This window comes from Mesorhizobium sp. C264A (genome assembly GCF_040324515.1).
GTDB lineage: Bacteria > Pseudomonadota > Alphaproteobacteria > Rhizobiales > Rhizobiaceae > Mesorhizobium.
In genome coordinates, this window is record NZ_JAMYVY010000001.1 from 24,038 (window position 1) to 50,326 (window position 26,289).

A 26,289-nucleotide genomic window follows, 5' to 3' on the forward strand; every position below is an offset into this window, starting at 1 on the left:
TTATCCTTTCCTTGCGCGGAGGTTGGCTTTCGAAGGGGTGACGCCGGACGGGGCCAGTCCCGCGAGCCATCTGGTCAAGAGGTCGGGTTTTCGGCCGGCATGTTCGAGATCGTCGCGCCGCCGCACCGCGCCACGAACGAAATGCGCGCCGACGAAACGGAATGGTTCGGGTGGGAAGCCTCGCGTCACCGGACGCACGAGCGCCGAATGGGTTAGTTCGGATTCGCCTGCGGTCAACAGGGTGGTCAGGATCTTGCCGCCGAGATAGGCCATCGTCGTACCGTTGCCTGAAAAGCCGTAGCCGTAAATGATGTCGCGGTTAGAGGGCAGGGCGCCGAACAGCGGCACGCCGCTGACGGTCCGGTCGATGGGTCCGTTCCACGATGTATCGAGCGGAAAGCCGGCGAGCGCCGGGTGACCGTCCCGCAACACGCGGCGCATGTCGGCAACCCGTGGCGATTGGCCATGAAATCGCTGGTCGACGATGCCGCCGAGGCCGATGACGCCGCCACTGACGCCAACAGACAGCCGGCCATCGCGGGTCGGCGACCAACCGCCAACGAAGACGCGGGAATCGATCATCAGCGGCGCGCGGCGGTAGCCGACCTTGTCGAGAAGGTCTGGAATGCGCTTCGACATGGCGTCGTCGCTGGAGATGTTGAAGATTGCCGGCGCAAGTTCGGGAATGGCGCCGGACCATGCATTCATGGCAAGCACGATCTTGCCACAGGACACAGTTCCTCTCGCCGTTTCCACCTTGAGCTTGCCGCCGCGTGAAAAACGCGTCATCGGCGATTTCTCGTAGATGCGCACGCCGCGCTTCAGTGCTGCCCGGCGCAGGCCGCGCACCAGGTAGCCGGGGTGCACGGTTGCCGACGACGCATCGAACGCGCCGCCGAAGTGGCTCGTCGTGCCGGCCATCGCTGCGATCTCCTCGCGCGAAACTCGTCGCGCCGGCACGTAGCCATGCGCCGCCAGCTTGTTCAACGCGTCGTCCCAGGCGCCAAGCTGGGCTTCGCACGTCGCACCCCAGATCCAGCCGATGCGATCAAACCAGCTGTCTATTCCCTCGGCCTTGCAGAAAGCCTCGATGCCGCCGATTGCGGCTTCGGATGCCTTGATGATCGAAAGTGCATCGTTTCCGTCGCGCAGCGCGGCGAGCGCGCTGTATTTCGTCCATGCCGAGAGCACCATGCCGGAGTTGCGGCCGCTCGGGCCACCGCCGCAAATGTCGCGCTCGACGATGACAACATCGAAGGCGGGATTGTGCTCCTTGAGGCGTATGGCGGTCCACAGGCCCAGATAGCCGCCGCCGACGATGCAGATGTCAGCCTGGGTCGCCTCTTCGAGCGGAGGCGCAAGGTCTGGGTCCTCGGGCAGGGCCTGCCGCAGCCAATGGCTTCGCCAGACGATGTCCTTTTCCGTCAGTTGCATCACGATGCGCCTCTGGCTGATAGGCGGCGCTCCACGAGCCTGACCCAAAGGCTCGCGCCAATCGGCAGGATTGCGTCGTTGAAATCGTAGTTGGTGTCGTGAGCCGCAGCCTGGTGCGCATCGTCGGCCTGGCCGAGCAGGAAATAGCAGCCGGGCCGCTGTTCCAGCATGTAGCAGAAATCTTCAGAACCCATCTCGGGAGGCGGATCGATGACGAGACTTGCCGGTCCCATCACCTCGTTCACAATTGCGATCATCGCGTCGGCTTGCGCCGCAGTGTTTATCGTCGGTGCGAAGGGCGTTTCGTAGCGGATGTCGACGTCGGCGCCAAAAGCTTCAGCTTCGTTTTTCGCGATGCGGCGGATTGCCGTCTCCAGCGTCTTTTGAACCTGATGGTCAAAGGTGCGCACGGTGCCGGTCAGAAACGCCGTATCGGGGATGGTGTTGAAGGCTTCGCCGGCGCGCAGGCTGCCAACGGTGACGATTGCGGAAGAATGCACATCGGTGACGCGGCCGGGCAGGGCTTCGATTGCCAGCAGGATGCGCGCGGCGATGGGGAGTGGATTGATCGCCAGATGCGGCATCGCCGCATGGCCGCCCCTTCCGTGGACGACGATCTCGAAGCGATCGGCCGCCGCGGCCACCGTTCCGCGGTGGACGGCGATCTCGCCGAGCGGCCGTTCGCAATTGTGCAGCGCGTAGACTTCATCGCAGGGGAAACGCTCGAAAAGGCCCTCGTTCAGCATGGCAAGCGCCCCACCTCGACCCTCCTCGGCCGGCTGGAAGATGAAATGCACCGTGCCGGCGAAGTCGGGCGAGCGAACAAGCGCCGAGGCTGCGCCGAGCAGCATAGTGGTATGGCCGTCATGGCCGCAGCCATGCATCCGCCCGGGGGTGCGGGACGCATGCGCCAGCGGCCGTGCCTCTGTCATCGGCAGGGCATCCATGTCGGCGCGGATGCCAAGGCTCCGACCAGCGCCGAGCCTGCCCCTGAGCGTCCCGACTACACCTGTGCGTCCGACGCCTTCGGTCGTCTCGATGCCCCACGCGCGCAGTTTGTCCGCCACGAAATGGGCCGTCTCGAACTCTTCGAAACCGAGTTCGGGATTGGCATGGAGATGCCGCCGCCATGCCGTCATCTCGGTCTCGAGTTGCTGCACCGACGGAACCAGTTTCATGCCGATGCCTTTGCGCGGAGAGCTTGCGAGCGGCTCTGCAGGATGGCGATGACCCCAAGCAGGATCGCCGAGAAAGCGATCAGCAGCACGGCGACGGCCGCGATGGCAGGGCTGATGGACTCGCGCAACCCGGAGAATATCATGCGGGGCAAGGTTCGCTCCGCGCCCGTCGAGAGGAAGCTTGCGACGACGACTTCGTCGAAAGAAATGATGAAGGCGATGATGGCCCCTGTAACGACGCCCGGCGCTATCAGCGGCAGCACCACCTTGAAGAAGGTGCGCATGGCGCCGGCGCCCAGCGATGCCGCCGCACGAACCAGCGTCCGGTCGAAGGTCGAAAGGCTGGCGACGACGGTGGTCAGCATCACAGGCACGGCCATCGCCGTGTGCACCAGAATGATCGATAGCTTGCTGCCAACGAGTCCCAGCGTGGCGAAGAATGAAAAGGCCGCGACGCCGACGATGACGACCGGCGTCACCAAAGGCGCGGCGATGATCGCGTAGAGGATACGTTTCCCGGCAAAATCACCCCAGGCGAGCCCGATCGCCGCAGGTATGCCGAGCAGCAAAGCCAGAACCGTGGTGGATAGCCCGATGACGACCGAGTTCCACAGCGCGTTCGGCCAGCGCTCGTCGACCCACAGCTCGGCATACCAGCGCAACGACCAGCCCGGCGTTGGAAATGCCAGCGAATTGCTCGAGGTCAGTGACATGGGGACCACGATCAGCAGGGGCAGGATGATGAAAGCCAGCAACGTCGCCGCATAGGCATACATCAGCCATTTCCGGAAGCGGTCGGCGCTCATGCGACATGCGCCTTGCTGCGGAAGAGGACGGATGCCGTCCAGAACAGGAACGCAAACAACACGAGGATCATGAGCAGTTGCAGGGAAAGCGCTGCGCCCATGCCCCAGTTCAGCGTGCTGTTGGTGTAGAAGGCTATGTAGCTGGAGATCATCTGGTCCGTCGGCCCGCCGACAAGCGTCGGGGTGATGTAATAGCCGAGCGCGAAGACAAAAACGATCGCCCCGCCGGACAGGATCCCGGGCAGGATCAACGGCAACTGCACGCGGCGCCACGCCGTGAGCCACGGGGCACCCAACGACAGCGCCGCGCGCATGTAGGTGGTCGGAACCCGCCGCATGACGGCGACGACGGAGAGGACCATCATGGGCAGCAGAACCTGAACCATCGCCAGGTACAGCGAAAAGCGGGTGTAGATGAGGTCGAGGGGTTCGCTGACGATACCCAATCCGAGCAGTGTGGAATTCACGGGACCGTTCTTCTGCAGCACGATGATCCAGATGACGGTGCGCACCAGCAGCGATGTCCAGAGCGGAAACAGGATCAGCGCGAACATCAGCTTCGACCAGGCAGGCGGCGCGCTGACGATCGCCTGCGCCAGCGGCACGGCGAGCACCGCGCAGATGACCGTCACCACGATGCTGATCCAGATCGTACGCAGCAGCGCGTCGACGAAGATGGCGCGGTCGGCCGAAACGGCTTCGATCGAATTGTCCGCGCCGCGCTTCAGGTCGAGGCTCGCAAGCAGATAATAGTCCGTTCGCGCGCTTTGCTGACGCGCTATGACCTGCCAGAGATCGATGTTTTTCCAGCCGGCCTGTTTGGCGAGCACCTCGTCGCGCACGGGGCGCATGCCGAGCTTGCCGTCGGCCGCATCCTTTGCCGTCTTGATGACGAGGAAACGGCTACCGACAACGCGCTGGTTCACGAGTTGCGCCAGGACGCCTTCCTTCCCGGCGCGCCGCGCGTCGGCCAGGTCCTCGACGAGTGCTGCAAAGACGGGTTCGCCAGGCAGGCCGCTCTCTGCTTTCCAGCCGGCCAGAGCGGCAATGGTGCGCGGCAGGTTGTTCGAGAAATCCGAGTTGTCGACGGCCAGAGCGAGGAAGCGCGCCACCGGCCACAGAAACAGAATGACGACGAATAATATAAGCGGAGCCGTCAACAGGGCGAGCATGCCGCCCCGTTGGCGTCGCTTCATAGCCGGTTTTGTCCCGACCAACATGCCCAAGTTACTTCGCGAGCCAGGCCTTGAAGCGTTCTTCCAACGCTTCCTTGTGCTCGGTCCAGAAGTCGTTGTCATAGGCGGCGCCGTACTGGAGGTGCTCCGGCGACGTCGGCAGGTTGGCCTTCCAGTCCGCGGGAATGAGGTCGGCGGCTTCCTTGCGGCCGGTGCCATAGGCATAGAGCTTGGAGAAGCCGGCCTGGTTTTCAGGGATGGAAAACCACTTGAGGAGATCCAGCCCGCCCTGCTGGTGTGGTGCGCCCTTCACCACGGCCCAGTAGTCGGTGCCGTAGAAGAAGCCGGCGTCCCACGCGATGGCGTAGGGCTTCTTCTCGTTGATGGCTTCGTTGGTGATGCGTGCATTGAACGCGTCGCTGAGCGTCACTTCGCCGCTGTCGAGGTTCTGGATGCCCTGCGTCGTGGTGGACCACCAGACGACGTTCGGCTTGATCTTGTCGAGCATGGCGAAAGCCCGGTCGACACCTTCCGGCGTGGCCAGCACCTTGTACATGTCCTCGCGTTTCACGCCGTCGGCCATGAGCGCATTTTCCAGCGTGAACTGCGCTTGCTGGTAGAGGCCGCGCTTTCCTGGAAATTTCTCGACGTTCCAGAAGTCCGCCCAGCTCTTTGGCGCGGCGTCGCCCTTATAGACATCCGTGTTGTAGGCAAGAACCGTTGCCCATGTGTCGGACGCGACACCGCATTCGTGCAGGGTTCCTGGGAGATAGTTCGCTGCGTCGCCTGTGATCTCGGGTGTCAGCGGGACGAACAGGCCTTCGGCGCAGCCGACTTCCATGGCGGGCGCTTCCACCGAGACGACGTCGTAAGTAATGTTGCCCGCTTGCACCTGGGCACGCACCTTGGCGACCTCGCCGCCCCACTCTTCCATGACGATCGGGACGCCCGTCTTTTCGGTGTACTTGTCCCAGACTCCATCCTTGTAGGCCTTGTCCCATGTACCACCCCAGCCGACCACCGTGACGGGATCGGCCGCGGACGCGGCAAAAGTCGAGGTCGCGAGGCAGATCGCGGCGGCAGATACGGCTTGCAGATAAGTCCTCATTGCAGTTCCCCTTTCTTATCGTTGTAGATTTGATCAAATTTCAAACGCAAAATGGATTGATTAGCAACAGGAATTTGCGATAGGGTGCAAAAAAGTTAAAAAGATAAGGGGATTTGATCGAATGCTGCAAGGCACTAGAGACGTGCGCGCCAATGTCAGTCTCGCTGCTGTTCTGGACGAGGCGCGACAGTGTTTCGCTGACGCCAACCCGAACAGCCTGGCGCGTCAGAACGAGGCCGCGGCATCCTTGCCGGGCGGCAATACGAGGGCTGTACTTTGGTACCCGCCATTCCCTGTTTCGTTCGTCTCCGGCGAGGGCTGCAGGGTCACCGATCTCGACGGCCATACCTATGTCGACTTGGTCTCGGAATACAGCGCCGGCTTCTACGGCCACTCCGACAAGGCGATTTCGGCGGCCCTTGTGGACGTCATACAGGGCGGCATCATGCTGGGTGCACCCAACCGCTACGAGGCGCGCCTGGCAGCGGCGGTGGTCGAGCGTTTTCCAGCCATCGAGCGCGTGCGCTTCTGCAACTCGGGCACCGAGGCGAACATCATGGCGATTTCCGCCGCTCGCGCCATCACGAAGCGTTCGAAGATACTCGCCTTCCGGGAAGGCTATCACGGCGGCGTACTGACTTTTGCGCATGGCGGCTCACCGCTCAATTTGCCTTTCCCCTTTGTCTTCGCCGACTACAACGATAGTGCAGGCGCCGTGGCGCTCATCAAGGAACAGGGCGACGACCTTGCCGCCGTCATCGTCGAACCGATGATGGGCGGTGGCGGCTGCATCCCGGCGACCTGCGAGCTCCTGCAAGCGCTGCGCACAGCGACGAAGGAGACCGGCGCGCTGCTGATCTTCGACGAGGTCATGACCTCGCGCCTCGACTATCGAGCGCTCCATGGCGCGCATGAAATTTTTCCCGATTTCGTGACGCTCGGAAAGTACATCGGCGGCGGTGCGAGTTTTGGCGCATTCGGTGGACGCGCCGACCTCGTCGACCGCTTCGATCCGGCTTTGCCTGATGCGTTCTCGCATGGCGGGACGTTCAACAACAATATTCTCAGCATGGCTGCTGGTTTCACCGGTCTGACGCAGGTGCTGACGCGAGAGGCGAGCCGCGCCATCAATGCGCGCGGCGATCGCTTGCGTGAAGCGATGAACGTCTCACTTGAACGACATGCCGTCGAGGGCATCGTCATAGGGCGCGGGTCGTTGATGAACCTGCATTTCGTCAGGGGGCCGGTGGACACGCCGGCGCGGCTCGACGATGCCGATCCATCGGTGATTGCGCTTTGGCATATCGAGATGCTGTTGCGAGGGTACTACGTGACGCCGCGCGGCATGCTGGCGTTGTCACTGCCATTTGGCGACGCCGAACTCGACGGCTTCGCCGCCGCATTCGACGATTTCCTGTCGAGCAACCTCAAAATACTGCCCCGCCGGACAAACTGATGCTTGATCGCAAGGATGCCACCGCCGGCTCGGCCGCGCAAAAGACAGCTCATGTTCGTGTCCATACGGGCTTGAAGGAAGCACTGATGAACGGTGACTTCCTGCCCGGCCAAAGACTGGTCGTGCGACAGCTTGCCGAACAGTACCGGACCAGCGCCATGCCGGTGCGCGAGGCCTTGCGGCAACTCGTCAGCGACGAGGCGATGTTCGACCACCCAAACCGGGGCGTCATCGTCCCCGAGGCCACGGTGGCGCGTATTTCGGATCTCGTGCGTGTGCGCTGCAGCGTCGAAGGGACGGCGGCCGAATGGGCTGCGACGACCATCACGCCCGAAGAACTCGATGAATTGGCGAAGCTGAACAGCCTGATGCGCGAGTGCGTCGAGAGCAACGTCATGGCTAACTATCTCGGCCTGAACAGGCGGTTCCATTTCACGATGTACCATGCCGCGCGGTCACCTCTCATCCAGCAGATCATCGAGAAATTGTGGCTGCAGGCAGGACCGTTCTTGAACATCGTCCGCTCGGACGTGACCTACGGCCTGGGCCTGGACCATCACGACGAAATGCTCGCGGCGCTGCGTCGCGCCGATGGCGCGGCTGCGCGCAAGGCCCTGGTGGCCGATCTGCGCGAGGCCGCCGACATCATTCTTCGCGCCGCGGCGGCGGCTGAGGTGCAGCCTGCTCGAAAGCGCCCGACTTCGGTGCGCCGTGATCCGAAGGCGCAGGCGCGGTGATGGGCGGATCTCCGCGTGGGCCGGTTCACGTCGAGTTTCGCGGCGTCAGCAAGCGCTACGGGCATGCGGTCCAGGCGGTGCGCCAGCTCGACCTGGAAATCATGCGCGGCGAATTCCTGACGCTGCTAGGCCCTTCCGGGTCCGGCAAGACGACGGCGTTGATGATGCTGGCAGGATTCGAAGATACGACCGAGGGCGAAATTCTCATTGACGGTCAGCGCATCGACAACGTTCCCGCCAATTGTCGCGGCATCGGCATGGTGTTCCAGAACTACGCGCTTTTCCCGCACATGACGGTCGCCGAAAATCTGGCTTTCCCGCTCGAGGTCCGCAAACTTGGCCGCGAGGAGGTCAGGCGACGTGTCGGGAACGTTCTCGACATGGTCCAGTTGCCCGAATTCGGCAATCGGCGGCCAGCGCAGCTTTCGGGCGGGCAGCAACAACGTGTGGCGGTTGCCCGCGCCCTAATTTTCGAACCAAATCTTGTCTTGATGGACGAACCGCTTGGCGCCCTCGACAAGCAGCTGCGCGAGCAGATGCAGTTCGAGATCAAGGATATTCACGCCCGGCTGGGCGTGACCTTCGTCTACGTCACGCACGACCAGACCGAAGCGCTAACCATGTCGGACCGGATCGCGGTGTTCAGCGCCGGCCGCATCGAGCAACTGTCGACGCCGCGCGAACTGTACGAGCGTCCCGCGGCGAGCTTTGTCGCAAGCTTCATCGGTGAGAACAACCGCATGTTCGGCGCCGTGCTGGCCGGGAGCGAGGATGGCGGCGTATCCGTCCGTCTCGACGACGGCGACGTTGTGTTGAACGCCATGTCCTGCGGCGCTGCGCTTGCCGCGGGCACCAAGATAACGCTGTCGATAAGGCCCGAGCGCCTGTCCGTTCTGCAGGACGGCGTCACGGCACTCAACGAGATCCCGTCGACGGTCGTTCAGTCAATCTATGTCGGCGATCATGTCCGGCTCATCGCCGCGACCGCGAGCGGCCAGAAACTCATCGTCAAGCTAGCCACTTCATCGTCTCAACCGAAGCTCGATCCGGGTACGGCGATCCGGCTGGGTTGTGGCCGCGAGGATTGCCTCGCGCTCGATCGATAACAACAAAAGGCAGACAAGGGAGGCTCCAGCTATGAAGAAATCGCCGAAAGTCGTCATCACCTGTGCGGTCACCGGATCGATCCACACGCCGACCATGAGTCCCTATTTGCCGATAACGCCGAGCGAGATCGTCGATGCCGCTGTCGGCGCAGCCGAAGCTGGCGCCTCGGTAATCCATCTACATGCCCGCGACCCCGAGACGGGCAAACCCACCCCCGATCCCAGGCTTTTCATGGACTTCCTGCCCCGCATCAAGCAGCAAACCAACGCAGTGATGAACATCTCCACCGGCGGCGGCCTCAAGATGACGCTCGACGAACGTCTCGAAGCCGCCCATGCCGCCAAGCCCGAACTCTGCTCGCTCAACATGGGATCGATGAATTTCGCCCTGCACCACATCGCGCCGAAATACACCGACTGGAAGTACGACTGGGAGAAGGGCTACCTGGAAGACACGAAGAAGGGCATCGTCTCCAACACGTTCGAGCAGATCGAGCGCATCATCCTCGAGGTTGGCCAGGCCTACGGCACCAAGTTCGAGTTCGAGTGCTATGACGTCAGTCACCTCTACACGCTGGCGCACTTTCTCGACCGCAAGCTGCTGAAGCCGCCGCTTTTCGTCCAGACGATCTTCGGGCTTCTGGGCGGAATCGGCGCCGACGCCGAAGACATGATGCACATGCGCAGGACGGCGGACAGGCTGTTCGGAGACGACTATCTCTGGTCGATCCTTGCCGCCGGCAAGCACCAGATGAACCTCTGCACGATGGGTGCGATCATGGGTGGCAATGTGCGTGTCGGGCTGGAAGACAGTCTCTATATCGGCAAGGGCGCGCTTGCCAAGAGCAATGCCGAGCAGGTCGCCAAGATCAAGCGCATCCTTGGCGAACTGTCGCTTGAAATCGCAACCCCCGACGAAGCCCGCCAGTTGCTGGATCTCAAGGGCGGAAACGAGGTCGGGTTTTGACGCCCCCGATTGAAACTTATGTCGGCGTCGTCCATCCTTGGATGTGTGACGCGATGGGCCATCTCAACGTCCGTCACTACGTCGCTATGTTCGACGACGCCAGTTTCCAGCTGCTCGGCAGGATCGCCGATCCCCGTTTGACGCCGACGCTCGGCTGGGCGGATGTGAGGATGGAGATCGACTACGTGCACGAAACCGAGGTGGGAACTCTGGTCACCGTTCGCACCGTTATAGAAAAGCTTGGGAAGTCGTCGCTGACCTATCTGCATGAAATGCGCGGCACGCTGGACGATGTGCTGCATGCACGCATGCGCACCGTAACGGTGCGCTTCGATCTTCAAGCGCGGAGCAAGATCGAGATCGAAGGCAAGGCCCGACAAGCGAGCGCAAATCTCCCGAGGGGTGAAGCCGATGCGCATGGGTGACGGCGAGAATGTCTTGAGCGAGATGCGGTAGGTCGCGGAAGGCTTCTACTCGCCATAGGAAGGGCAAAATATAGCCGCAATTGCACAGACACCGCATTGGGCGGCCGACACAATCGGGCCGTTGCGTACGATAGCGGGGTTGAATTGGTAGCGGGACATTCGCAAGGGCGCTCTTTTGCTATCGTCAGCCAGCGTGACGGCAATTCGGTATCGAGTGTCACGACGTTGAAAAACAAGACTCGTCGCAATGATGGACGGGGCAGATACGTCTATCAGATGGTTGTCGGAAGGCGTGTGCAAAAATCGCACACGAAAGTTCTGCTTCTCTACTTTTTTCGTTCCCACGACGGAGCTGCCGATAGCCCTTTCGGACGTTCTTCTGCCGACGATTTGGCCGCTCCCTATCGTCCCCAGGATACCCTATGCCGGTACTTTCGAGAAATCGCAGGGTTCCCACAACCCAATCATATCGCGTCGCCAAGCAGTCGGCCTCGAAACAATATTGATACGCCGGGCACGATCCAGGTCAACACGCAGCCCTTGTCTGGCCGAAACACCGCAGGCCGCCGTGCGTCTGTAGGGGGCGGAAACGGTCAAATGGGCATGCCCTCCCGCCGCAGAGACGCTGCCGCCTGAGGGGGAAAGCAGCCGGGCCAGGCTGGAAAGAGTTCCGCTCCAGCCCAGCCATACCCAGCATTATCCGCATCGCACCGGTGCGCAAGCGGCTGCCGATGGTTATTCCGAAGCCTGACCCCAAGCCCTGCCGAAACAGCACATCGCGAGGCCAGGGGGCAGGGGCAAACCCGACCGAAAAGCCCACCACTTTGCGCTAGAATCCATTAGCGCACGGAACCGATCCTTGGCACCCTTGTTATCGAACGGAAGGGACATTGCTTTGTCATTTGGAGATGAACGATGAAACGGCTTCTTTTTGCTACTACCATGATGGCTCTTTCCACCGGGCTTGCTTTAGCCGGGACGACAGGGACAACAGGGACGACGTCGAGTGGTTCCTCCACTACAACCACAACGATGCCGACGACAGATAGCAACACGGATTCGACCACAACGAAGTCGACAAACTCGAACTCTGCGAAGGACTGTGCGCCTGGCCAGCAGAGTGGCAGTGCGAAGCAGGCGGCTCCTGGTCAGCAGGATGACACAAGCGCCAAGTCCGCCGCCCCTGGGCAGATGAAAACGACTGCCGAAGGTTGCTAATTGTGCCGACCGGCCGGCAGCGATTGGTGTGGATGCCTCCCGCTGCCGACCGACGGCAACGATCGGGTCAGCGCCGCCTTTCGAAAGCTGCGGTTTTTTACTTATGAACCTCTCACGGCGTCTATCCTGCGATCCGCAGTTGGATTTCTTCAAAGATCCTAACCCAGCTGCGAACGCCCTTTCGTAGACGTCGCGTATCGTAGTGTTCGTCTGGCGCATGGATGAAGTCACCGGGCAAGATGAAGCCGATGACGACGCACTCAACGCCAAGAACCTCGCTTAGTTGGTGGACTAAGGGTATCGCACCACCTGTCCCTCTCAGAATGGCAGGTGTTTCCCACTCGCGTTCCAGTCCGTGCGCAGCGGCAGCTACGAAAGGGCTGTCGTGCGAAAGGACTACCGCCGGACTGCCGTCATCACCCTCAAATTCCACAGTGCAACCCTTCGGAAGCTTCGATTCAACGTAGGCCCTGAACCCGGCACGGATCTTCCCCGGTTCCTGTGCATCGACGAGCCGGAAGCTGAGACGTGCTGTTGCACTTCCAGGCAAGACTGACCGTCCGCCCGGTCCTTGATTGCCTCCCGTGATGCCGTTCATGTCGACGGTGGGGCGTGCCCACATTGCTTCCAGCGTGGTATATCCTTCTTCCGTTATGCCGCCGCTCAGGTTGACCTCTTCAAACCGGCCTGCGTCTTGTTCGAGCCCCCGCCATCGCCGACGCAGATTATCCGGAATCTCGCGAACTCCGTCGTAAAACCCCTCAATGCGCACTCGCCCAGCTTTGTCATGAATGTCTGTCAGAATGTTGCTCAGTATGCGGATGGGGTTCGCGGCCACGGCACCGTAGTGGCCTGAATGAAGATCGGGATTGGGCGCCAAGATGGTCACTCGCTCGTGGACCAGCCCCTTGAGTCGTGTCGTGATGGCTGGCTGGGTGGGCGACCACATCTCTGCATCGCAGATGAACGCGACGTCGCATTGAAGATCATGCCGATGCGCTTCGATGAAGGCAGGCAAACTTGCCGAACCCGACTCCTCTTCCCCTTCCAGCATCACGATGATGTCGGCTGGAAAACTGCACTCGATACTTTTCCATGCACGGAGAGCCTCGATGAACGTCCAGAGCTGGCTTTTGCTGTCCGATGCACCTCGGCCGTAAAAGCGATGAGCGCCATCTTCTTCCTCGATCACGCGCGGCTCAAACGGCGAATGCGTCCATTGTTTCAAGTCGCCGACCGGCTGCACATCGTAGTGTCCGTAAAACAGCAAACGTGGGCGCTCGATCATGGAGCCTGCGGGAGAACTGGCGAGGACAACCGGGTGACCGTTGGTCTGGATGATCTCCGCGGAAAGCCCGATCGCTGACAACTCCGACTTGAGCCAGTGAGCCGCGCGACGAATTTCTGGTTCGCCCGAAATCTCGTTCGAAACCGACGGGATAGAGATTAACTCCAGAAGTTTGCGGACTGAAACCTCAAAATTGTCGTCAATGTCACGGAGCACATTTTCCACATCCGGCATGTTGATCACCTTAAGTGCGCAAAAATTTTTATCGCGGACGCCGTCAGACGCAGCGGACGACCTTGAGAGATCCTTCGCTCGCGCTTTTCGTTCCCGTTGATCCCATGCTTGTTGTCAGGAGGCGCTCGATATCGCCCCAGAGCTCGCCTTCGTCCTCCAGGCCGATACTCAGGCGCAATGTTGCGTCGGGCCCCTGGCCATGACGTCGCGCTTCGGAAGCCGTCGATGGACAGGCGCTGGATGCACTCCAACACCAAGAGATGCAAAGTCCTCGGTTGGCCCTTGGGGTGTAACAACGAATTGGATGAGAGCGCCTTTCCAAACCACTGTGAACGCTGTACGGATTTCGATCGAAAAGGACGCGAATTTTCCGCACATCTATTCGCGTGAGTTATTGAATTGAAGTGGCGGCATCGATGAATTTTCGGCAGGTTGAGGTCTTCCGGGTAGTGATGACCAACGGTACCACGGCCCGCGCGGCTGACGTTTTGCATGTGTCCCAGCCAGCGGTCAGCAAGATGATCCAAGAGCTGGAACGCTCGCTTGGTTTCGATCTCTTCCAGCGGATCAAGGGTAGACTCCACCCTACTCCCGAGGGACAGCTTTTCTTCCGCGAGGTCGAACAGGCTTTTGTTGGCCTCAGCCATCTCAGGGGGGCGGCCGCCCGCATTCGAGACTACGGCTCCGGCGAACTCAGGATCGCTTGTCTTTCGGCGCTCTCGACCAATGTTCTTCCGCGCGCCCTTCGCGCCTTTATGGATCGAAATCCGAACATCGCCGTCACCTTCCAGACGCGCATGTCCTCTAATGTGCGCGACCTCGTCGCTTCCGGCCAGTTCGACCTCGGGATTGTCGCTGACGAGATCGATCGCACGGGTGTTGAGGTGAGCGAGTTTGCGCAGTTTCCAGTAGCCGTGGCGGTGCCCAAGGGACATCCACTCGAGTCCTTGGACATCATCCGCCCAATCGATCTTGCCGGCTGTCCATTTATCGCTCTCGCCCCGGAAGACACGACCCGACGCGACGCCGAGCACGTTCTCAAGGAAGCCGGCGTCGCGGTGCGAACTGTGATGGAAACGCCCTATTCGACAACGATCTGTGCGATGGTGGCTGCTGGTGTCGGCGTCGGCCTTGTCGATCCTTTGACCGCACAGCCGTATGAGGGCCGCGGGCTGACCTTGCGGCCGTTCGAGCCCGCACTTTACTTTCGAACCCTCTTGATCAGGCCGCCCAATCGTCTCCCCTCTCGTATTATTGCGGAGTTCCTCGAGGATTTGCGAGCCGCGATCTGAAATGGTCGAACACACTCGTGCGTCAGGTTGCTTCCGGATGAGTGGATCTGCATCGGCTCTTGCCTGCTCCGATGACCAGTCCTTTACGTGAAGAGTTCCCTCCATCACACTTCCACGGCTCACATCCCGCTCCACGAAACCCTGCAACCCACCTTTCACCAACACGCTTCCCGGCTGAGATGCATCCAACTAGTTGATGAAGAGAAGCGGCGTGCCGTTGCGAGTATCGGCTGCTCAAGCTTGAAAGTATTCCCACCACTCGTCCATCGACTGCATCATGGGAAGGACGCACAGGTTCGTCCAATGGTAAGATTTAGGCCTCCTATTCCGTCAGGTTATTGGGTGGCCGGCGGCTGAGAAAGCGTCGCCTCACCGGGATGCGCGATCACGACCTCCTACACGGGCTCGGCGCTCGACAATGGAAGGCACACCAACGGTGCCCCATCGTAGCTCACAATTGGCTCGGGCCGCACGCAAGGTCTTCTGGATGACCTCGAATTGCGTCTCTCAAGCTGTTGCGAACAGGTCTCGAAATGATGCCTTCTGCTAAGTGCAGCACTCGCATGCATCGCATGCTCTTGTTGCGACGGCAAAGCGCCGAATGGCGGACTTGAAGCCGACCCGCGCTCCAGAGAACTCCGTAGGCCCATAACCTAAGAGAATAGCAGCGCCATTTGTTGCTATTGGACGGGATACATCCCCGCATGTCAACAATGGCGTCATTAACGGAGACGGGATCGAATGCATGATGACACAAGATCGGTGGCGAGGTTCGCGGTGAGCCTGGAAGGCTATGACAGCCTGACCGTTCCGATACATCGCGCCTCGACAATCCGGTATCCGGATGCCGCGTCCTTCGCCGCCCGGTTCGAGCGCAGTGCTGATGGATATGTTTACGGGCTCTATGGAACGCCCACTCATCGGTACTTGGAGAAGAAGATCACCGAACTGGAAGAGGGCGCCCGCACACTGCTGGTGCCTTCCGGTCAAGCTGCTGTCGCTTGTTCCATGCTGGCCCTTGTTGCCGCACACGAGAAAGTACTCATACCCGACACCGTGTATGGCCCCGTGCGCGATTTTGCCACCCATGAGTTGGCGTCGCTTGGCATTGAGGCCGTCTTCTACGATCCCGTCGACTTGCGCGCACTGGATTCCCTGATTGATGCGCGCACGCGCCTCGTCTGGACAGAGTCTCCAGGGTCAATAACGCTGGAGATGCAAGACATTCCGGCGATTGTCCTGATAGCTCACGCCAAAGGCGCACTCGTCGGGTGCGATAACACATGGGCTTCTCCCCTCAATTTCAGGCCGATCCGCCATGGCGTGGATATTGTTGCGGAAGCTCTCAGCAAACATTTCTCCGGTCACTCCGACCTGGTCTTGGGCTCGATCACCACAAGGGACGACGCCTTGGGCCTGAAAATCAAAGCCTCTCTTGGAAGACTGGGCATCGGCACGTCGCCTGACGACTGTGTGCTTCTGGCTCGCGGACTGGAGACCTTGGCAATACGCCTCGCAAGATCCGACACATCCGGCCTTCGCATCGCGGCTTGGCTAGCCGAACATCCATGCGTGGAAACGGTGATCCACCCTGCGCTGCCTGGCAGCCCTGGCCACGAAATCTGGAAGCGAGACTTCAGCGGCTCCTGCGGTGTCTTCACGTTCATACTGAAGGAACAGTATGCGGGCCAAGCATTCGCTGCATTGGACGCCTTACAGATAATTTCCATTGGCGCTTCTTGGGGAGGAACCAAGAGCCTGATCGCGCCATCAACCGTGAAGGCACTGCGAACGGTTCGGCCTTGGACGGGTCCGGACTATCTCTTTCGCTTGAATGTCGGGCTTGAACACCCTGACGATCTTGAGGAAGATTTGCAGCGCTTCTTCGCGGTGTTGATCGACGGCGAGAGAAATGAACCGCGCAGCGCCGTCCACGGCTAGTTGTTTCCGGTCGTCGACGTGACTCATGGAGAGAGGGGAGAAAGCTGGTGCGCCCGGACTTTCTCCGCAGGCATGACAACGCGATCGAGGCGAGACCGGAGCCAGCAGGCCGCTCCCCATTTGCGATCCATTCTGGAAGCGCACAGTTCCTGTCGGTCACGCCGCCTTCAAATCGGTGCCGAAATGACACGCGAACTGACGTCCGCGGCCACCACTCTTCATCTCAGGAGGGGTCTGCGAACAAATGCTCTGCGCAATCGGACATCGCGAGTGGAACCGGCAACCGGAGGGAGGATTGATCGGGCTGGGGATTTCGCCCGCCAGCGTGACAAGTCCCCGTTCAGCGGCAACACGAGGATCCGATTGCAGAACCGAAGCTAACAGAGCCCGGGTGTAAGGGTGCTGAGGTGTCCGATAGACCTCCTCGCTCGTACCCTCCTCGACGATTTTCCCGAGATACATCACATAGAGCCGCGTCACGGCCTGTCGAACCAGCGCTAGGTCGTGAGCAATGAAAAGCATCGCCACCCCCAGATCACGCTGCAGCTCCAAGAAAAGATTCATGACTTGAGCCCGGATTGACAGGTCAAGAGCGGACACAGGCTCATCGCATATCAACACCTTCGGTTCGACCGCCAAGGCCCTGGCGATTGCGACCCGCTGCCTTTGTCCACCCGACAGTTCGCGAGGAAACCGGCTATTCATTTGGGAGGGTAACCCAACCTGATCGAGCAACTTGCCGACCTTGGTGTCGATTTGCTTGGCCGAAACCTTGCCGGCAATGACAAGTGCCTCGGCCAGGGTCTCACCGACGGTCTGACGTTCGGAGAGGCTGGCATAGGGATCTTGAAAGATGTACTGGATTGTACGTCGCCGATCTCGTAGCGCGCGCCCCCGGAGGGTTGAAAGATCGGTGCCGTCCAGCACTACGCTGCCATGCTGATGATTCTCGAGACCAACTATGGTTCGTCCGAGAGAGGATTTGCCGCACCCGGATTCGCCGACAAGTCCAACGATCTCGCCGGCATTTAGGTGAACTGAAACGTTATCGACAGCGGTGATCCATTTGTCCCGTTCCCCGCTTTTATAGCGGGTGGTCAGGTCCTTTACCTCGAGGATGCTTTTCACTGTCCCTACCTCAGTTGCTCGTATTTTACAGTGCACGCCATCGAAACAGATGATTGCGGAATGGAGTGCAGTTGGGGCCGGCCGTTGAGACAAACCGGCTGGGTAAATGCGCACCGCTCGGCGAATGCGCATGCCTCCAGAGGCGCTCCCATGCTCGGCGGAAGCCCGGCAATTCCCCTGAAGGGTGACCCGGAAGGATCTTCCTCTCTTGGAATCGCGTCGACCAAACCACAGGTATAAGGATGGGAGGGTGACACTAGTACGTCCGCTACGGGGCCGTACTCCACAATACGTCCCGCATACATCACGGCGACCTGATGCGCGATGGCGGCAACGACGCCCATATCGTGCGTGATCAGCACGATACCCATGTTCAATCTTTTCTGAAGGCTTTGCAGGAGCTTGAGTATTTGCGCCTGGATCGTCACGTCCAGCGCCGTTGTCGGCTCGTCCGCGATTAGCAGAGGCGGCTCGCTCGCAACCGCAATCGCAATCATGACGCGCTGTCGTAGACCCCCCGACAGTTCATGAGGATATTGTCTCATGCGCTGGACTGGGTCCGACATTCCTACCAGGGAGAGCAATTCCTCAGCGCGCTTCTCAGCTTGCCGGGTGGTCAAGCCTAGCTGCTTTTGCGCCACCTCCGCGATCTGTCGGCCCACCCGCCTGACCGGATTCAGGGCGCTCATCGGATCTTGGAAAATCACTCCAACCGATTTCCCACGAACATGGCGCAGGCTGGAAGGCGGCAAGGCTGCAATATTAGTACCGGCGATGTTGAATGAACCGCTGATCTGGACCGCCAGCCCAACTGGCATAAGGTCGAGTGGCGCGAAGTTCATCACAGTCTTGCCGGAGCCGCTCTCGCCGACAATGGCTAGCGTCTCTCCCCTGCGCACGCTGTAGCTGACCCGGTCAACAGGCCTAAGTGCACCATTCTTGGTGAAGAGATCGACACTGAGGTCTCTTACCTCCAGAACTTTATCTGTGCTCATGTCGCAATCCGCTTTTTCGGATCTTCGATTGGTGCTCGTTCCCATGAGGCAGCGACAAGCCGGCCGCGCCGCAAAACCGAACGTCGCAAGTCGCGCGGCACACGGTTCAGTGCAATCGCTTCGCCAAGCAAGTTGAAGCTGACGACGACTCCTGTGATCGCAAAGCCGGGAAGCAATACCATCCACGGATTGAGATCGAGGTACGGCAACGCATCAACGAGCATCTGCCCCCACTCCGGAGTGGGCGGTTGTATGCCCAGTCCGAGAAACGAAAGAGTCGCAATTGATAGTGCAATCCCTCCTGCATCCGCTGAAACATAGACCAGCACCATTCCTAGCGTTGATGGAAGCAGATGACGGAAATAGATTCGCAGCGGGCTGGCCCCAAGAACCCGGAGTGCTTCGATATGCGGCCGGTTCAATATCCCGATCGCCACGCCGCGGGCGACGCGAGTGGAACCTGCCCAGAACGCCAGGATCAGCGCCAGCACCATGTTCCAGTAGCCCGTTCCGAGCATGCCGATGATTGCGAGAGCTATGATGAGCGACGGAAGCGCCATGAAGAGTTCCACGAAGCGCATCAGGATCTCTTCGGTCCGCCCTTTGACGAAGCCGGCGAAAGTACCCAGCGTGACTCCGATAAGGAGCTTGAAAGTCACGACAATGGTCATTGCGACGACTGTTGTTCGAGCCGATACAATCAAGCGCGAGAAGACATCGCGGCCGATATGGTCCGTCCCGAGCCAATGATCGGCTGAGGGACCGGCGAAGCGAGCAGTAAGATCCTGTAGGTTGGGGTCGTGGGGGACCAGCCACGGACCGAATGCTCCTAGAAAGAGAAACAGACCTACCCCAATCAGCGCGGACTTTGGAAAGTTGCTGAACGCCTCTCCAACGGAATGCCAAAAGCGCTTCATGCCACCTGCCTCCGCAGCTTAGGGTCCGCCGCAATCATCAGCAAGTCGGCTATCAGGTTCACCAGCGAGACATACAGTACAAACGCCAGGAGACAGGCCTGCATGACCATGAAATCTCTGGTGCGAACGCCTGATACAAAGAGCTCGCCTATGCCGTGAAGGGCGAAAAGCGGTTCGACGATGATCGCTCCGATAGTCATCGAGCCGATCATGTTGCCCAGCGCGCTGACATATGCGGGAACTGCATTGGGTAAGGCATCGCGGAGCATGATATGCAGGACCGAGAACCCCTTCGCGCGCGCCGTCAGGGCATAAGGCCGTGTCATCGCTTCGGAAATGCCGATCCGGAGCACACGAGAAAGCACAGCAGCGGAAGGCGCCGCCATCGCGATTGATGGGAGTACCCAACTCAAAATGGAGCTGTCGCCAAACGAAGGCAACCATCGCAAATTGACGGCGAAAATCAGGATCAGAACTGCGCCTCCGAAAAACACTGGTGTCGACGCGCCTAGCAGAGCCATGAGCCGCACTATGTGGTCGGGGAAACGTCCTGGCCAAGCCGCACCGATCAGTCCCATCGCTGCCGACAAGACTATCGTCACGATGCTCCCCCGAGAATGAGTTTCATCGTGGTCGGAACCCTGTCTCTGATGGCGTTGCCGACATCTTCGCCTGTTATATAGGCAATGCCGAAGTCACCTTGAGCGACGCCTTGCAACCAGTGCCAATAGCGAACAGGAACAGGATCGTTCAGCCCGAGCTCCTGCGCGACCTGGTCTACCATAGCCTTGGATGCGCCCGGAAAGCGCAGCTCGGCGATGAGCTGCGCGACATTTCCCGGGGCAGCCACGACGAGCCCGAAACACAATACTGACGCCATCAGCAGCAGCAGTGCTGAGTTTCGCAATCGGCGCCTCAGATAAATAAACATGAACAAGCCACCTCCCCGAAACTAAGACTTCAACACCATACCTCGATAGGGGAATTCTGTATCGGTGGGAGGGACGTTGAAGCCTTCGACCCGACTCGAAGCTGCCCAATATGTCGGCGGGTAGAGGACTGGTGAATATAGGACATCTTCACGAAGCTTGTCGTAGAAGACCTGCAATGCGGCCAACTGAGCTTCAACTCCCACCGCTTCAGTGGCAGCTGCGATGAGTGGATCCAGACTTGGATCGAGCGCGACCTTGCCGTCGGACCCGCTTTCTATCGTGGATAGGAACAGAAGTGTCACCGAGCCGAATGGATCATAGGGAGCGCCATAGGTCTGAAAGATTGCGATGTCATATTCGCGCTTAGGAATCTCGGAATGGCGGGAGGCATGGTCGACGGAATGCACCGTGACGTTTATGCCTATTTCACCAAGCTGCTGCTGAAGAATTTCGCCAAACACCTTGGAGCCGGCGATAAAATCGTCTGAAACTAGAAGCTCCAGGGACAAGTTCTTGCCACTCTTCGAGCGGTACGGCGCGCCCGTCCAACCGGCGTTCTCGAGCAGTTGCTTCGCTTGCTCGACGTCGCGAACGGGTGCGTCATGCCTCGTGCCAGACAAGGGCACGGTGGGCCCGAGAAGATCACCAGCCGGAGCGGCGTCGCCATTGAAGAGCACAGCCGATACGGCAGTCCGGTCGTAGCCAACATCAATCGCCTGTCGTACGGCCTTCTCCGCAAGGGCGGGGTTCCTTTGAGTATTGAAGGAAAGCACCATCGTCATCGAGCCCTGCGCGGTGATGACGTTGATTCCCGCCCGCCGCAAGGTGTCCGCCTCCTGCGATGTCAGCGCAGCGGCTCCGCCGCCGACAATGTCCAGTTCATCAGAACGCATGGCATCAACACGGGAACGAGAATCCGGCATAACGGTAATCTCGATCCCGGAAAAAGATGGCTTATCTCCCCAATATTTATCATTGCGGATGAAAGAACTGCCGGAGGTCGAATTTGCTTGAACAATCCACGGCCCAGTTCCAACCGGTGCCTTGAGGGTTCCGTCCTCGTTGACGGAAATGGGAGACAGGAAACGTACGGGCCGAACATAGCTGAGTTCATACATGAGCCCCGGTACGGGCTGCGTAAACTTGATCTCGATCGTGTGCTCGTCGATCTTCTGGACACCCGAGAAAAACTTGGAGGCGTTGATCCAGGAATTGTCCGCAACACCCATCCAGAGTTTCAGGTTCCAGATAGCCGAATCCGCGTCGAAGGGATGCCCGTCGGTAAAGCTTACATTCTTCCGCAAATTCAGCGTCAATCGAGTGTCGTTGTCGGAAAGGCTCCAGGATTCTGCGAGGCAGGGTACCGGAGCACCCCTTTCCCCATATCTGATCAATGGCTCGTAAATGAGATCTTGCAGTTGGAACTGGGCGACATAGTCACGCGCGTCCAGATTGGTGGACGCTTTGGCCACCGCGACACGCAAGGTTCCCGTGTGGTTGTCGGCCATGGCAGACCTGATCAGGCCGTCCAACCCCAACAGGAGTGGTGCAGTGGCGAAAGACGTTAGAATGTTGCGACGCGTAAGTGTCATTGAGCTTTCTCCATCGCCCTTTTCCCCATTTTACCTCGCGAGCCGGACGGGCTGCCTCCGCGCGGTTCCGATCTTTCCTCTTGCCGGATTATTTTGGTGAGTCGCCGAAGTGGTGTTGCCGCGATCGTTTCCGCAAACGCCGTCCGAACCAAGGGCAGAACCTCTTTCCAATTCGGCACGGCCGGTATCCACTCCAGCTGTCACATGTAATTTTAAGGAAGGTGACATGGCGCAGATCATGCCGTCTAATATTTTTATCAGCACGAGCTATTCTCGAGGGTTATAGGATGGGATCATCGACGTTCATAAAGTCGGGGCAATGAGATTGCGTTGACCCTGGCAGAATCTCCCATACCGCAGGGATGATTGGCCTCCCTCCGCCCGCTCTCCGAGGTAACGGGCAGGCGAAATGGCGAGGCATCGCCCCAAGCGCCCGTGAGGTTTTCTCCGATTTTGTGTGATCGCCGATCAGGATCGCAAGGCTTGCGGGCGCATCCTTGAGGCAGCGCGGCCACAACGCACCCTCATGTTCGCCTGCAAAAAGGGCCAAAGATACGAACGGCTGGCAATGATCTCATTATCTATGAACTGCTTGCATGAGATTATTCCCCAAAGTTATTAGTAGAGACACTCGCCTGGCCATAGCGTCAAGTATCTGGTTTTTGATAACAAGGGTGGTTCTGGATGGGCAATCGAAGTGCCACTGATCCAGGGAAACACGAGGAATTCACTCCCCGCGAAATCGAGGTGTTCGCCTCGGTTATGCTGCACGGAACAACGACGAAGGCAGCGGACGCTCTGGACATCACGCAACCGGCCGTTAGCAAGATGCTGCAGCACCTTGCGGAGAAGGCCGGCTTCCAGCTTTTCAGGAAGACCCGGCAACGTCTCATTCCGACGCCGGAGGCGCATATGCTGCACGCTGAAGTGCAACGGGTTTTTGAGTCGGCACGAGTTATTTCGCGTGCGGCTAGAGATATCCGTGAACTACGCAGCGGCCGGCTGAACGTATGTGCATTACCAGCTTTTGGACTCACGTTACTTCCGTCGCTGATCACCAGCTTTTCCCAACTTCATCCATCAGTCTCGATCTCGCTGGAGATCCGGAGCTCGATAACCGTTATCCAGCGGGCGAGCCGTAACCAGTTGGACATCGGAATCGGCGTTACCTCATCGGAAGAAAACCCATCAATCGTTCGCCGCGCCTTGACGGCAACTCCGCCGGTTTGCGTGATGCCTGCCGGCCACAAGCTCTCACAATTGCAGGTCATTCAGGCGGACGATCTCGACGGCATCAACTTCATTTCGATGGGATCATCAGATCCAATGCGGCGGCAACTCGACGCCTTGTGCGTGGAGCGTGGGGTGAACCGTTCACTCAAAGTGGAGTCGAGCCTTTCAAGTACCTGCATCAGTCTTGTGGCGTGCGGCATGGGCGTAACCGTCGTTGATCGCTTGTCCGCCTGGACGGCGCGCGACCTACCGATCGAGATCAGGGATTTCCGGCCTCATCTCGATCTCAATCTCAGTGTCTATCGACCATGGGGCGTGATCGCATCCACGGCAGCCGATGCGTTCACCGAACATCTCATCCAGGGCACGCGCAGCTATATGAACGGGGTAGAGGAAGGCATCCTGAACCTCGTGCGCTGAGTTCATAACTTTTCGCCCGATGCGTGCGGCCCCAACTCAATTGACCGATTTTGATCCCGAAGCGACTGTCGCCGCATCTGGCGGCAGCAAAAAGCTAGTTCAGCAAGCTCTGGCCGCCGATGCAACAGCAATGGAAACCAAATTGATGTCAGACATCCAAAGGCTAGAAACAAACGAAAAATTGAGCCGTGTGGTTATCCATCAGGGGGTGGCATATCTCTCGGGCCTGACAGCCGATGACAGAAGTGCCGATGCTTTCGGGCAGACTCTACAGGTGCTGCGGAAGGCTGACGCGCTTCTTGGCAAGGCTCAGTCGGACAAATCGAAAATTCTGTCAGCGCAAATTTGGATGCGCGACATCAACGAGTTTGATGAGATGAACAGGGCATGGATCACATGGCTCGAAGGCACGGTTCCTCCCGCACGCGCTACCGTGGGCGCGACCTTCGCGCTCCCGGACATCCATGTGGAAATCCAATTCACTGCCGCCGTCTGACCGTGTCAGCGAAGGGGAGGGGTCTTGCGGCCCCGCAATTCATGCAATAGCTGCGAAGAGGCGCTTCACATCCTCTTCGTCGTTATAGACGTGAGGAGAGATCCGTAGTTTCTTTCCACGCACGGTCGCAAAAATTCCCTGGCTCTTGAGGTGTTCGGAAAGTCCCTCTATCGGCCTGTCGCCAAGATCGACGATTGCAATATGCGGGGCTCGAAAGCGGTTGTCAGACACCGTTACATCGAGCTTCGCAGCTTCGTCCCAGATCAATTGGTTGAGGTAATCAAGCCGGGAAAACACGGTTGGGACGCTCCACTCACTCAAGAGGCGAAGAGAAGCGGTCGCAACTGGCAGTACCGCGAAATCGGAGCGTTCGCCCATGTCAAATCGCCGGGCGCCTGGTAGAAACTCAGCCACATCTACCGCATAGAAGTCCGATTTATCGCCGCCTACACGGTTCCACGAATGGTGTTCGAGAGGCTTGCCTGTCGAATGCCATCGGCGGTCCGCGTAAAGAAACGCGAGCCGATATGGCCCGAGAAGGAATTTGTAGGTCGCGAAAACGAGAAAATCCGGACGCACCGTCTTGACATCGAAAGGCAGCGCTCCCACCCACTGGGTTCCATCGACGACGACACAGGCGCCAACCTCCCGTGCGGCGGATGCGATTGCCTCCAGGTCAACCGACATTCCCTCGAACCAGTGCACCATCGTACCTGCGACGACAGCGACCGGCACGCTGGACGACCCGATCGTCGAGATGATCGCAGACGTCCAGTCATTGTCGGCGGGCCGTTTCGCGATTGTGATCGACGCACCTTTTTTCTCCGCAAGTTCGTACCAGACATACCGATGCGACGGATGTTCGTTCTCCATGAGGATGATCGTCGAGCCGGGCTCCACAGGCACGTTGGCCGCGGCAACTGCTGTACCGTAGCTTGTGGCAGCAACGATTGCGATATCGTCCGCATCCGCGTTGATCATCGAAGCGGCCAGTGTCCGTGCATCCTCGACCTCGTCGTAGTACGACCCGATGGACATCTTCCAGGGCGACGCTTTCACCGCCGTCCCGGCTATGCCAGCCTGCAGCGATATTTTCGGGATTGGAGACATGTATGCGGCGTCGAGATAGGAGATCGACCTTGGGAGATCGAAAAGATCACGTTGGCAGTCCAGCATACGATCACACCTCGAAATCAATGGGCGTGCCAAGCGACTTTTCGCGGGCAACGCAGTAAACGAAATTCGCAAGTTCGATATCCTGCGCCGGGACGCCGAGAGAACGGTATAGAGTGATCTCCGCATCGGTAGTGCGGCCGGGGATGGCGCCTTCCAACATCGCGCCGACTTCTCCGCGGATGTCGTCTCGGCTAGCAACCCCGAGCTTGAAAGCTTCGACCATCTCTCCGGCCGCGATGAGCGCCATTGGCATGTAGTCGACCCAAATGCTCGATCTGCGCACGCATTCCTGGTCGAGTTCGCGGCATTGAGACACGCTTGCGCCGACGGCGTTGATGTGAATCCCCGGAGGCAGCCATTCGCCGAACAGTACCGGCTCCTGCGCCGAGGTTGTGGTGCAGACAATGTCCGCTTCTACCAGGGCGTCTCTTGCGGATGGGAAGACCAATGTCTGAAAGCCTGCGCTCGCCTGTTCTTCGGCGAAACGCGACGCCTTCCCAGGATTTCGCCCCCAGATGTGAAGCCGCTTGATAGGCCGCACCTTCGAGATCGTTTCTATGTGGCGTCGCGCCTGTTCGCCATATCCAAAGATCGCAAGGATTGAGGAGTCGGCGCGAGATAGTGCTCTGGTAGCGACGGCACTCGCTGCCGCTGTGCGCCAGGCGGTCAATTCCCCGCCATCGACCAGTGCAACCGGACTGCCATTTTCCTTATCAAAGAGGATGATAGCTCCTCGATGAGAAGGCAGCCCCAGGGCGAAGTTGTCAGGAAAGATAGAGAGGACTTTCGCACCGAACAGGTCACGGTCGGAGAGCGCCGCGTACATTACGGATAGGCAAGTTCCTTCCGACCCAGGCAGCGTCAGCGTTCGTCGGACATCTTGGCTCGCAACGCCGTTCGACGTCTTGCGTAGGGCTGCTTCTGCGATCTCGAGCGACAGTTCGATCGAGAGCGCAGCTCGAATGGCATTTTTGTCGAGCACCATAAAAGCTGGTGCTTGATGATCGGCACTCATGATGCATGCGTCCCTGGGCA

Annotated in this window: 23 protein-coding genes; 9 read left to right on the forward strand and 14 right to left on the reverse strand. The window is 59.4% G+C overall.

Annotated elements, in window-relative coordinates; all coding sequences use genetic code 11:
• The 5 genes from NKL04_RS00130 to NKL04_RS00150 all read right to left on the reverse strand — a co-directional run bounded on the left by NKL04_RS00130 (nucleotide 1) and on the right by NKL04_RS00150 (nucleotide 5,701).
• Nucleotides 1–1,434 (reverse strand): NAD(P)/FAD-dependent oxidoreductase, encoded by a 1,434-nt coding sequence (locus NKL04_RS00130; protein WP_023683362.1) that lies wholly within the window; start codon nucleotides 1,432–1,434, stop codon nucleotides 1–3.
• Nucleotides 1,434–2,612 carry a M20 aminoacylase family protein gene (locus tag NKL04_RS00135; RefSeq protein WP_023686281.1) on the reverse strand — a complete coding sequence of 393 codons (1,179 nt, stop codon included), beginning with the start codon at nucleotides 2,610–2,612 and terminating at the stop codon, nucleotides 1,434–1,436. Before NKL04_RS00135 ends, NKL04_RS00130 begins: the two co-directional genes overlap by 1 nt.
• A complete protein-coding gene (locus NKL04_RS00140) occupies nucleotides 2,609–3,418 on the reverse strand; it encodes an ABC transporter permease (RefSeq protein WP_023683360.1) in 810 nt (269 codons plus the stop codon). The genes NKL04_RS00135 and NKL04_RS00140 overlap by 4 nt, the downstream gene beginning before the upstream one ends.
• Nucleotides 3,415–4,530 carry an ABC transporter permease gene (locus tag NKL04_RS00145; RefSeq protein ID WP_198029275.1) on the reverse strand — a complete coding sequence of 372 codons (1,116 nt, stop codon included), beginning with the start codon at nucleotides 4,528–4,530 and terminating at the stop codon, nucleotides 3,415–3,417. Before NKL04_RS00145 ends, NKL04_RS00140 begins: the two co-directional genes overlap by 4 nt.
• A gap of 115 nt (nucleotides 4,531–4,645) precedes the next feature.
• Entirely contained in the window at nucleotides 4,646–5,701 is a 1,056-nt protein-coding gene (locus NKL04_RS00150; RefSeq protein ID WP_023683358.1) for an ABC transporter substrate-binding protein, read from the reverse strand.
• 121 nt (nucleotides 5,702–5,822) lie between these two features.
• On the opposite strand from NKL04_RS00150, the gene NKL04_RS00155 reads away from it, so the two are divergent.
• Genes NKL04_RS00155 through NKL04_RS00175 form a run of 5 tightly spaced genes read left to right on the forward strand, consistent with a single transcriptional unit; the run spans nucleotide 5,823 to nucleotide 10,392 of the window.
• On the forward strand, nucleotides 5,823–7,157 hold the full coding sequence (locus NKL04_RS00155) for an aspartate aminotransferase family protein (RefSeq protein WP_023699722.1): 1,335 nt from the start codon (nucleotides 5,823–5,825) through the stop codon (nucleotides 7,155–7,157).
• A complete protein-coding gene (locus NKL04_RS00160; protein ID WP_023683356.1) occupies nucleotides 7,157–7,894 on the forward strand; it encodes a GntR family transcriptional regulator in 738 nt (245 codons plus the stop codon). The genes NKL04_RS00155 and NKL04_RS00160 overlap by 1 nt, the downstream gene beginning before the upstream one ends.
• A complete protein-coding gene (locus NKL04_RS00165; protein ID WP_023683355.1) occupies nucleotides 7,894–9,000 on the forward strand; it encodes an ABC transporter ATP-binding protein in 1,107 nt (368 codons plus the stop codon). Before NKL04_RS00160 ends, NKL04_RS00165 begins: the two co-directional genes overlap by 1 nt.
• 31 nt (nucleotides 9,001–9,031) lie before the next feature.
• Nucleotides 9,032–9,967, forward strand: a complete 936-nt coding sequence (kce, locus tag NKL04_RS00170; protein WP_023683354.1) for a 3,5-dioxohexanoate:acetyl-CoA acetone transferase — start codon at nucleotides 9,032–9,034, stop codon at nucleotides 9,965–9,967.
• A gap of 41 nt (nucleotides 9,968–10,008) precedes the next feature.
• Complete coding sequence (locus NKL04_RS00175) at nucleotides 10,009–10,392, forward strand: acyl-CoA thioesterase (protein WP_081731284.1); 384 nt, start codon at nucleotides 10,009–10,011, stop codon at nucleotides 10,390–10,392.
• A gap of 1,339 nt (nucleotides 10,393–11,731) precedes the next feature.
• On the opposite strand, the gene NKL04_RS00180 is transcribed toward NKL04_RS00175, so the two are convergent.
• The gene (locus tag NKL04_RS00180) at nucleotides 11,732–13,132 is read right to left on the reverse strand and encodes a M20/M25/M40 family metallo-hydrolase (protein WP_023686275.1); all 1,401 of its coding nucleotides are present in this window, start codon (nucleotides 13,130–13,132) and stop codon (nucleotides 11,732–11,734) included.
• A 416-nt stretch (nucleotides 13,133–13,548) separates the two neighbouring features.
• Here NKL04_RS00180 and NKL04_RS00185 point away from each other — a divergent pair, with 416 nt between their 5' ends.
• Nucleotides 13,549–14,424: a LysR substrate-binding domain-containing protein gene (locus tag NKL04_RS00185; RefSeq protein WP_023686274.1), complete on the forward strand. Its 876-nt coding sequence runs from the start codon at nucleotides 13,549–13,551 to the stop codon at nucleotides 14,422–14,424.
• A gap of 741 nt (nucleotides 14,425–15,165) precedes the next feature.
• The gene (locus tag NKL04_RS00190; RefSeq protein ID WP_023683349.1) at nucleotides 15,166–16,365 is read left to right on the forward strand and encodes a trans-sulfuration enzyme family protein; all 1,200 of its coding nucleotides are present in this window, start codon (nucleotides 15,166–15,168) and stop codon (nucleotides 16,363–16,365) included.
• A gap of 156 nt (nucleotides 16,366–16,521) precedes the next feature.
• Here NKL04_RS00190 and NKL04_RS00195 read toward each other — a convergent pair whose 3' ends face one another.
• From NKL04_RS00195 to NKL04_RS00220, 6 genes are read right to left on the reverse strand one after another with little or no spacing between them, the layout of a single operon-like run.
• The gene (locus NKL04_RS00195) at nucleotides 16,522–17,493 is read right to left on the reverse strand and encodes an ABC transporter ATP-binding protein (RefSeq protein WP_031198302.1); all 972 of its coding nucleotides are present in this window, start codon (nucleotides 17,491–17,493) and stop codon (nucleotides 16,522–16,524) included.
• A 5-nt stretch (nucleotides 17,494–17,498) separates the two neighbouring features.
• Nucleotides 17,499–18,488: an ABC transporter ATP-binding protein gene (locus tag NKL04_RS00200; protein ID WP_023683346.1), complete on the reverse strand. Its 990-nt coding sequence runs from the start codon at nucleotides 18,486–18,488 to the stop codon at nucleotides 17,499–17,501.
• A complete protein-coding gene (locus NKL04_RS00205) occupies nucleotides 18,485–19,405 on the reverse strand; it encodes an ABC transporter permease (RefSeq protein ID WP_023683345.1) in 921 nt (306 codons plus the stop codon). The genes NKL04_RS00200 and NKL04_RS00205 overlap by 4 nt, the downstream gene beginning before the upstream one ends.
• Nucleotides 19,402–20,007, reverse strand: coding sequence for an ABC transporter permease (locus NKL04_RS00210; protein WP_352629521.1), 606 nt, complete (start codon nucleotides 20,005–20,007; stop codon nucleotides 19,402–19,404). The genes NKL04_RS00205 and NKL04_RS00210 overlap by 4 nt, the downstream gene beginning before the upstream one ends.
• Complete coding sequence (locus tag NKL04_RS00215; protein WP_352629518.1) at nucleotides 20,004–20,336, reverse strand: ABC transporter permease family protein; 333 nt, start codon at nucleotides 20,334–20,336, stop codon at nucleotides 20,004–20,006. The genes NKL04_RS00210 and NKL04_RS00215 overlap by 4 nt, the downstream gene beginning before the upstream one ends.
• Nucleotides 20,337–20,357: 21 nt before the next feature.
• Complete coding sequence (locus NKL04_RS00220) at nucleotides 20,358–21,929, reverse strand: ABC transporter substrate-binding protein (RefSeq protein WP_023686273.1); 1,572 nt, start codon at nucleotides 21,927–21,929, stop codon at nucleotides 20,358–20,360.
• Nucleotides 21,930–22,613: 684 nt separating this feature from the next.
• Here NKL04_RS00220 and NKL04_RS00225 point away from each other — a divergent pair.
• Both NKL04_RS00225 and NKL04_RS00230 read left to right on the forward strand, forming a co-directional pair.
• Nucleotides 22,614–23,582, forward strand: a complete 969-nt coding sequence (locus NKL04_RS00225) for a LysR family transcriptional regulator (RefSeq protein ID WP_023699721.1) — start codon at nucleotides 22,614–22,616, stop codon at nucleotides 23,580–23,582.
• A 40-nt stretch (nucleotides 23,583–23,622) separates the two neighbouring features.
• Complete coding sequence (locus NKL04_RS00230; protein ID WP_245261772.1) at nucleotides 23,623–24,078, forward strand: RidA family protein; 456 nt, start codon at nucleotides 23,623–23,625, stop codon at nucleotides 24,076–24,078.
• 39 nt (nucleotides 24,079–24,117) lie between these two features.
• On the opposite strand, the gene NKL04_RS00235 is transcribed toward NKL04_RS00230, so the two are convergent.
• Together NKL04_RS00235 and NKL04_RS00240 are read right to left on the reverse strand one after the other, a co-directional pair.
• A complete protein-coding gene (locus NKL04_RS00235) occupies nucleotides 24,118–25,254 on the reverse strand; it encodes an aminotransferase class V-fold PLP-dependent enzyme (RefSeq protein ID WP_023699720.1) in 1,137 nt (378 codons plus the stop codon).
• 4 nt (nucleotides 25,255–25,258) lie between these two features.
• The gene (locus tag NKL04_RS00240) at nucleotides 25,259–26,269 is read right to left on the reverse strand and encodes an ornithine cyclodeaminase family protein (protein WP_050593520.1); all 1,011 of its coding nucleotides are present in this window, start codon (nucleotides 26,267–26,269) and stop codon (nucleotides 25,259–25,261) included.
• Nucleotides 26,270–26,289: the final 20 nt, after the last annotated feature.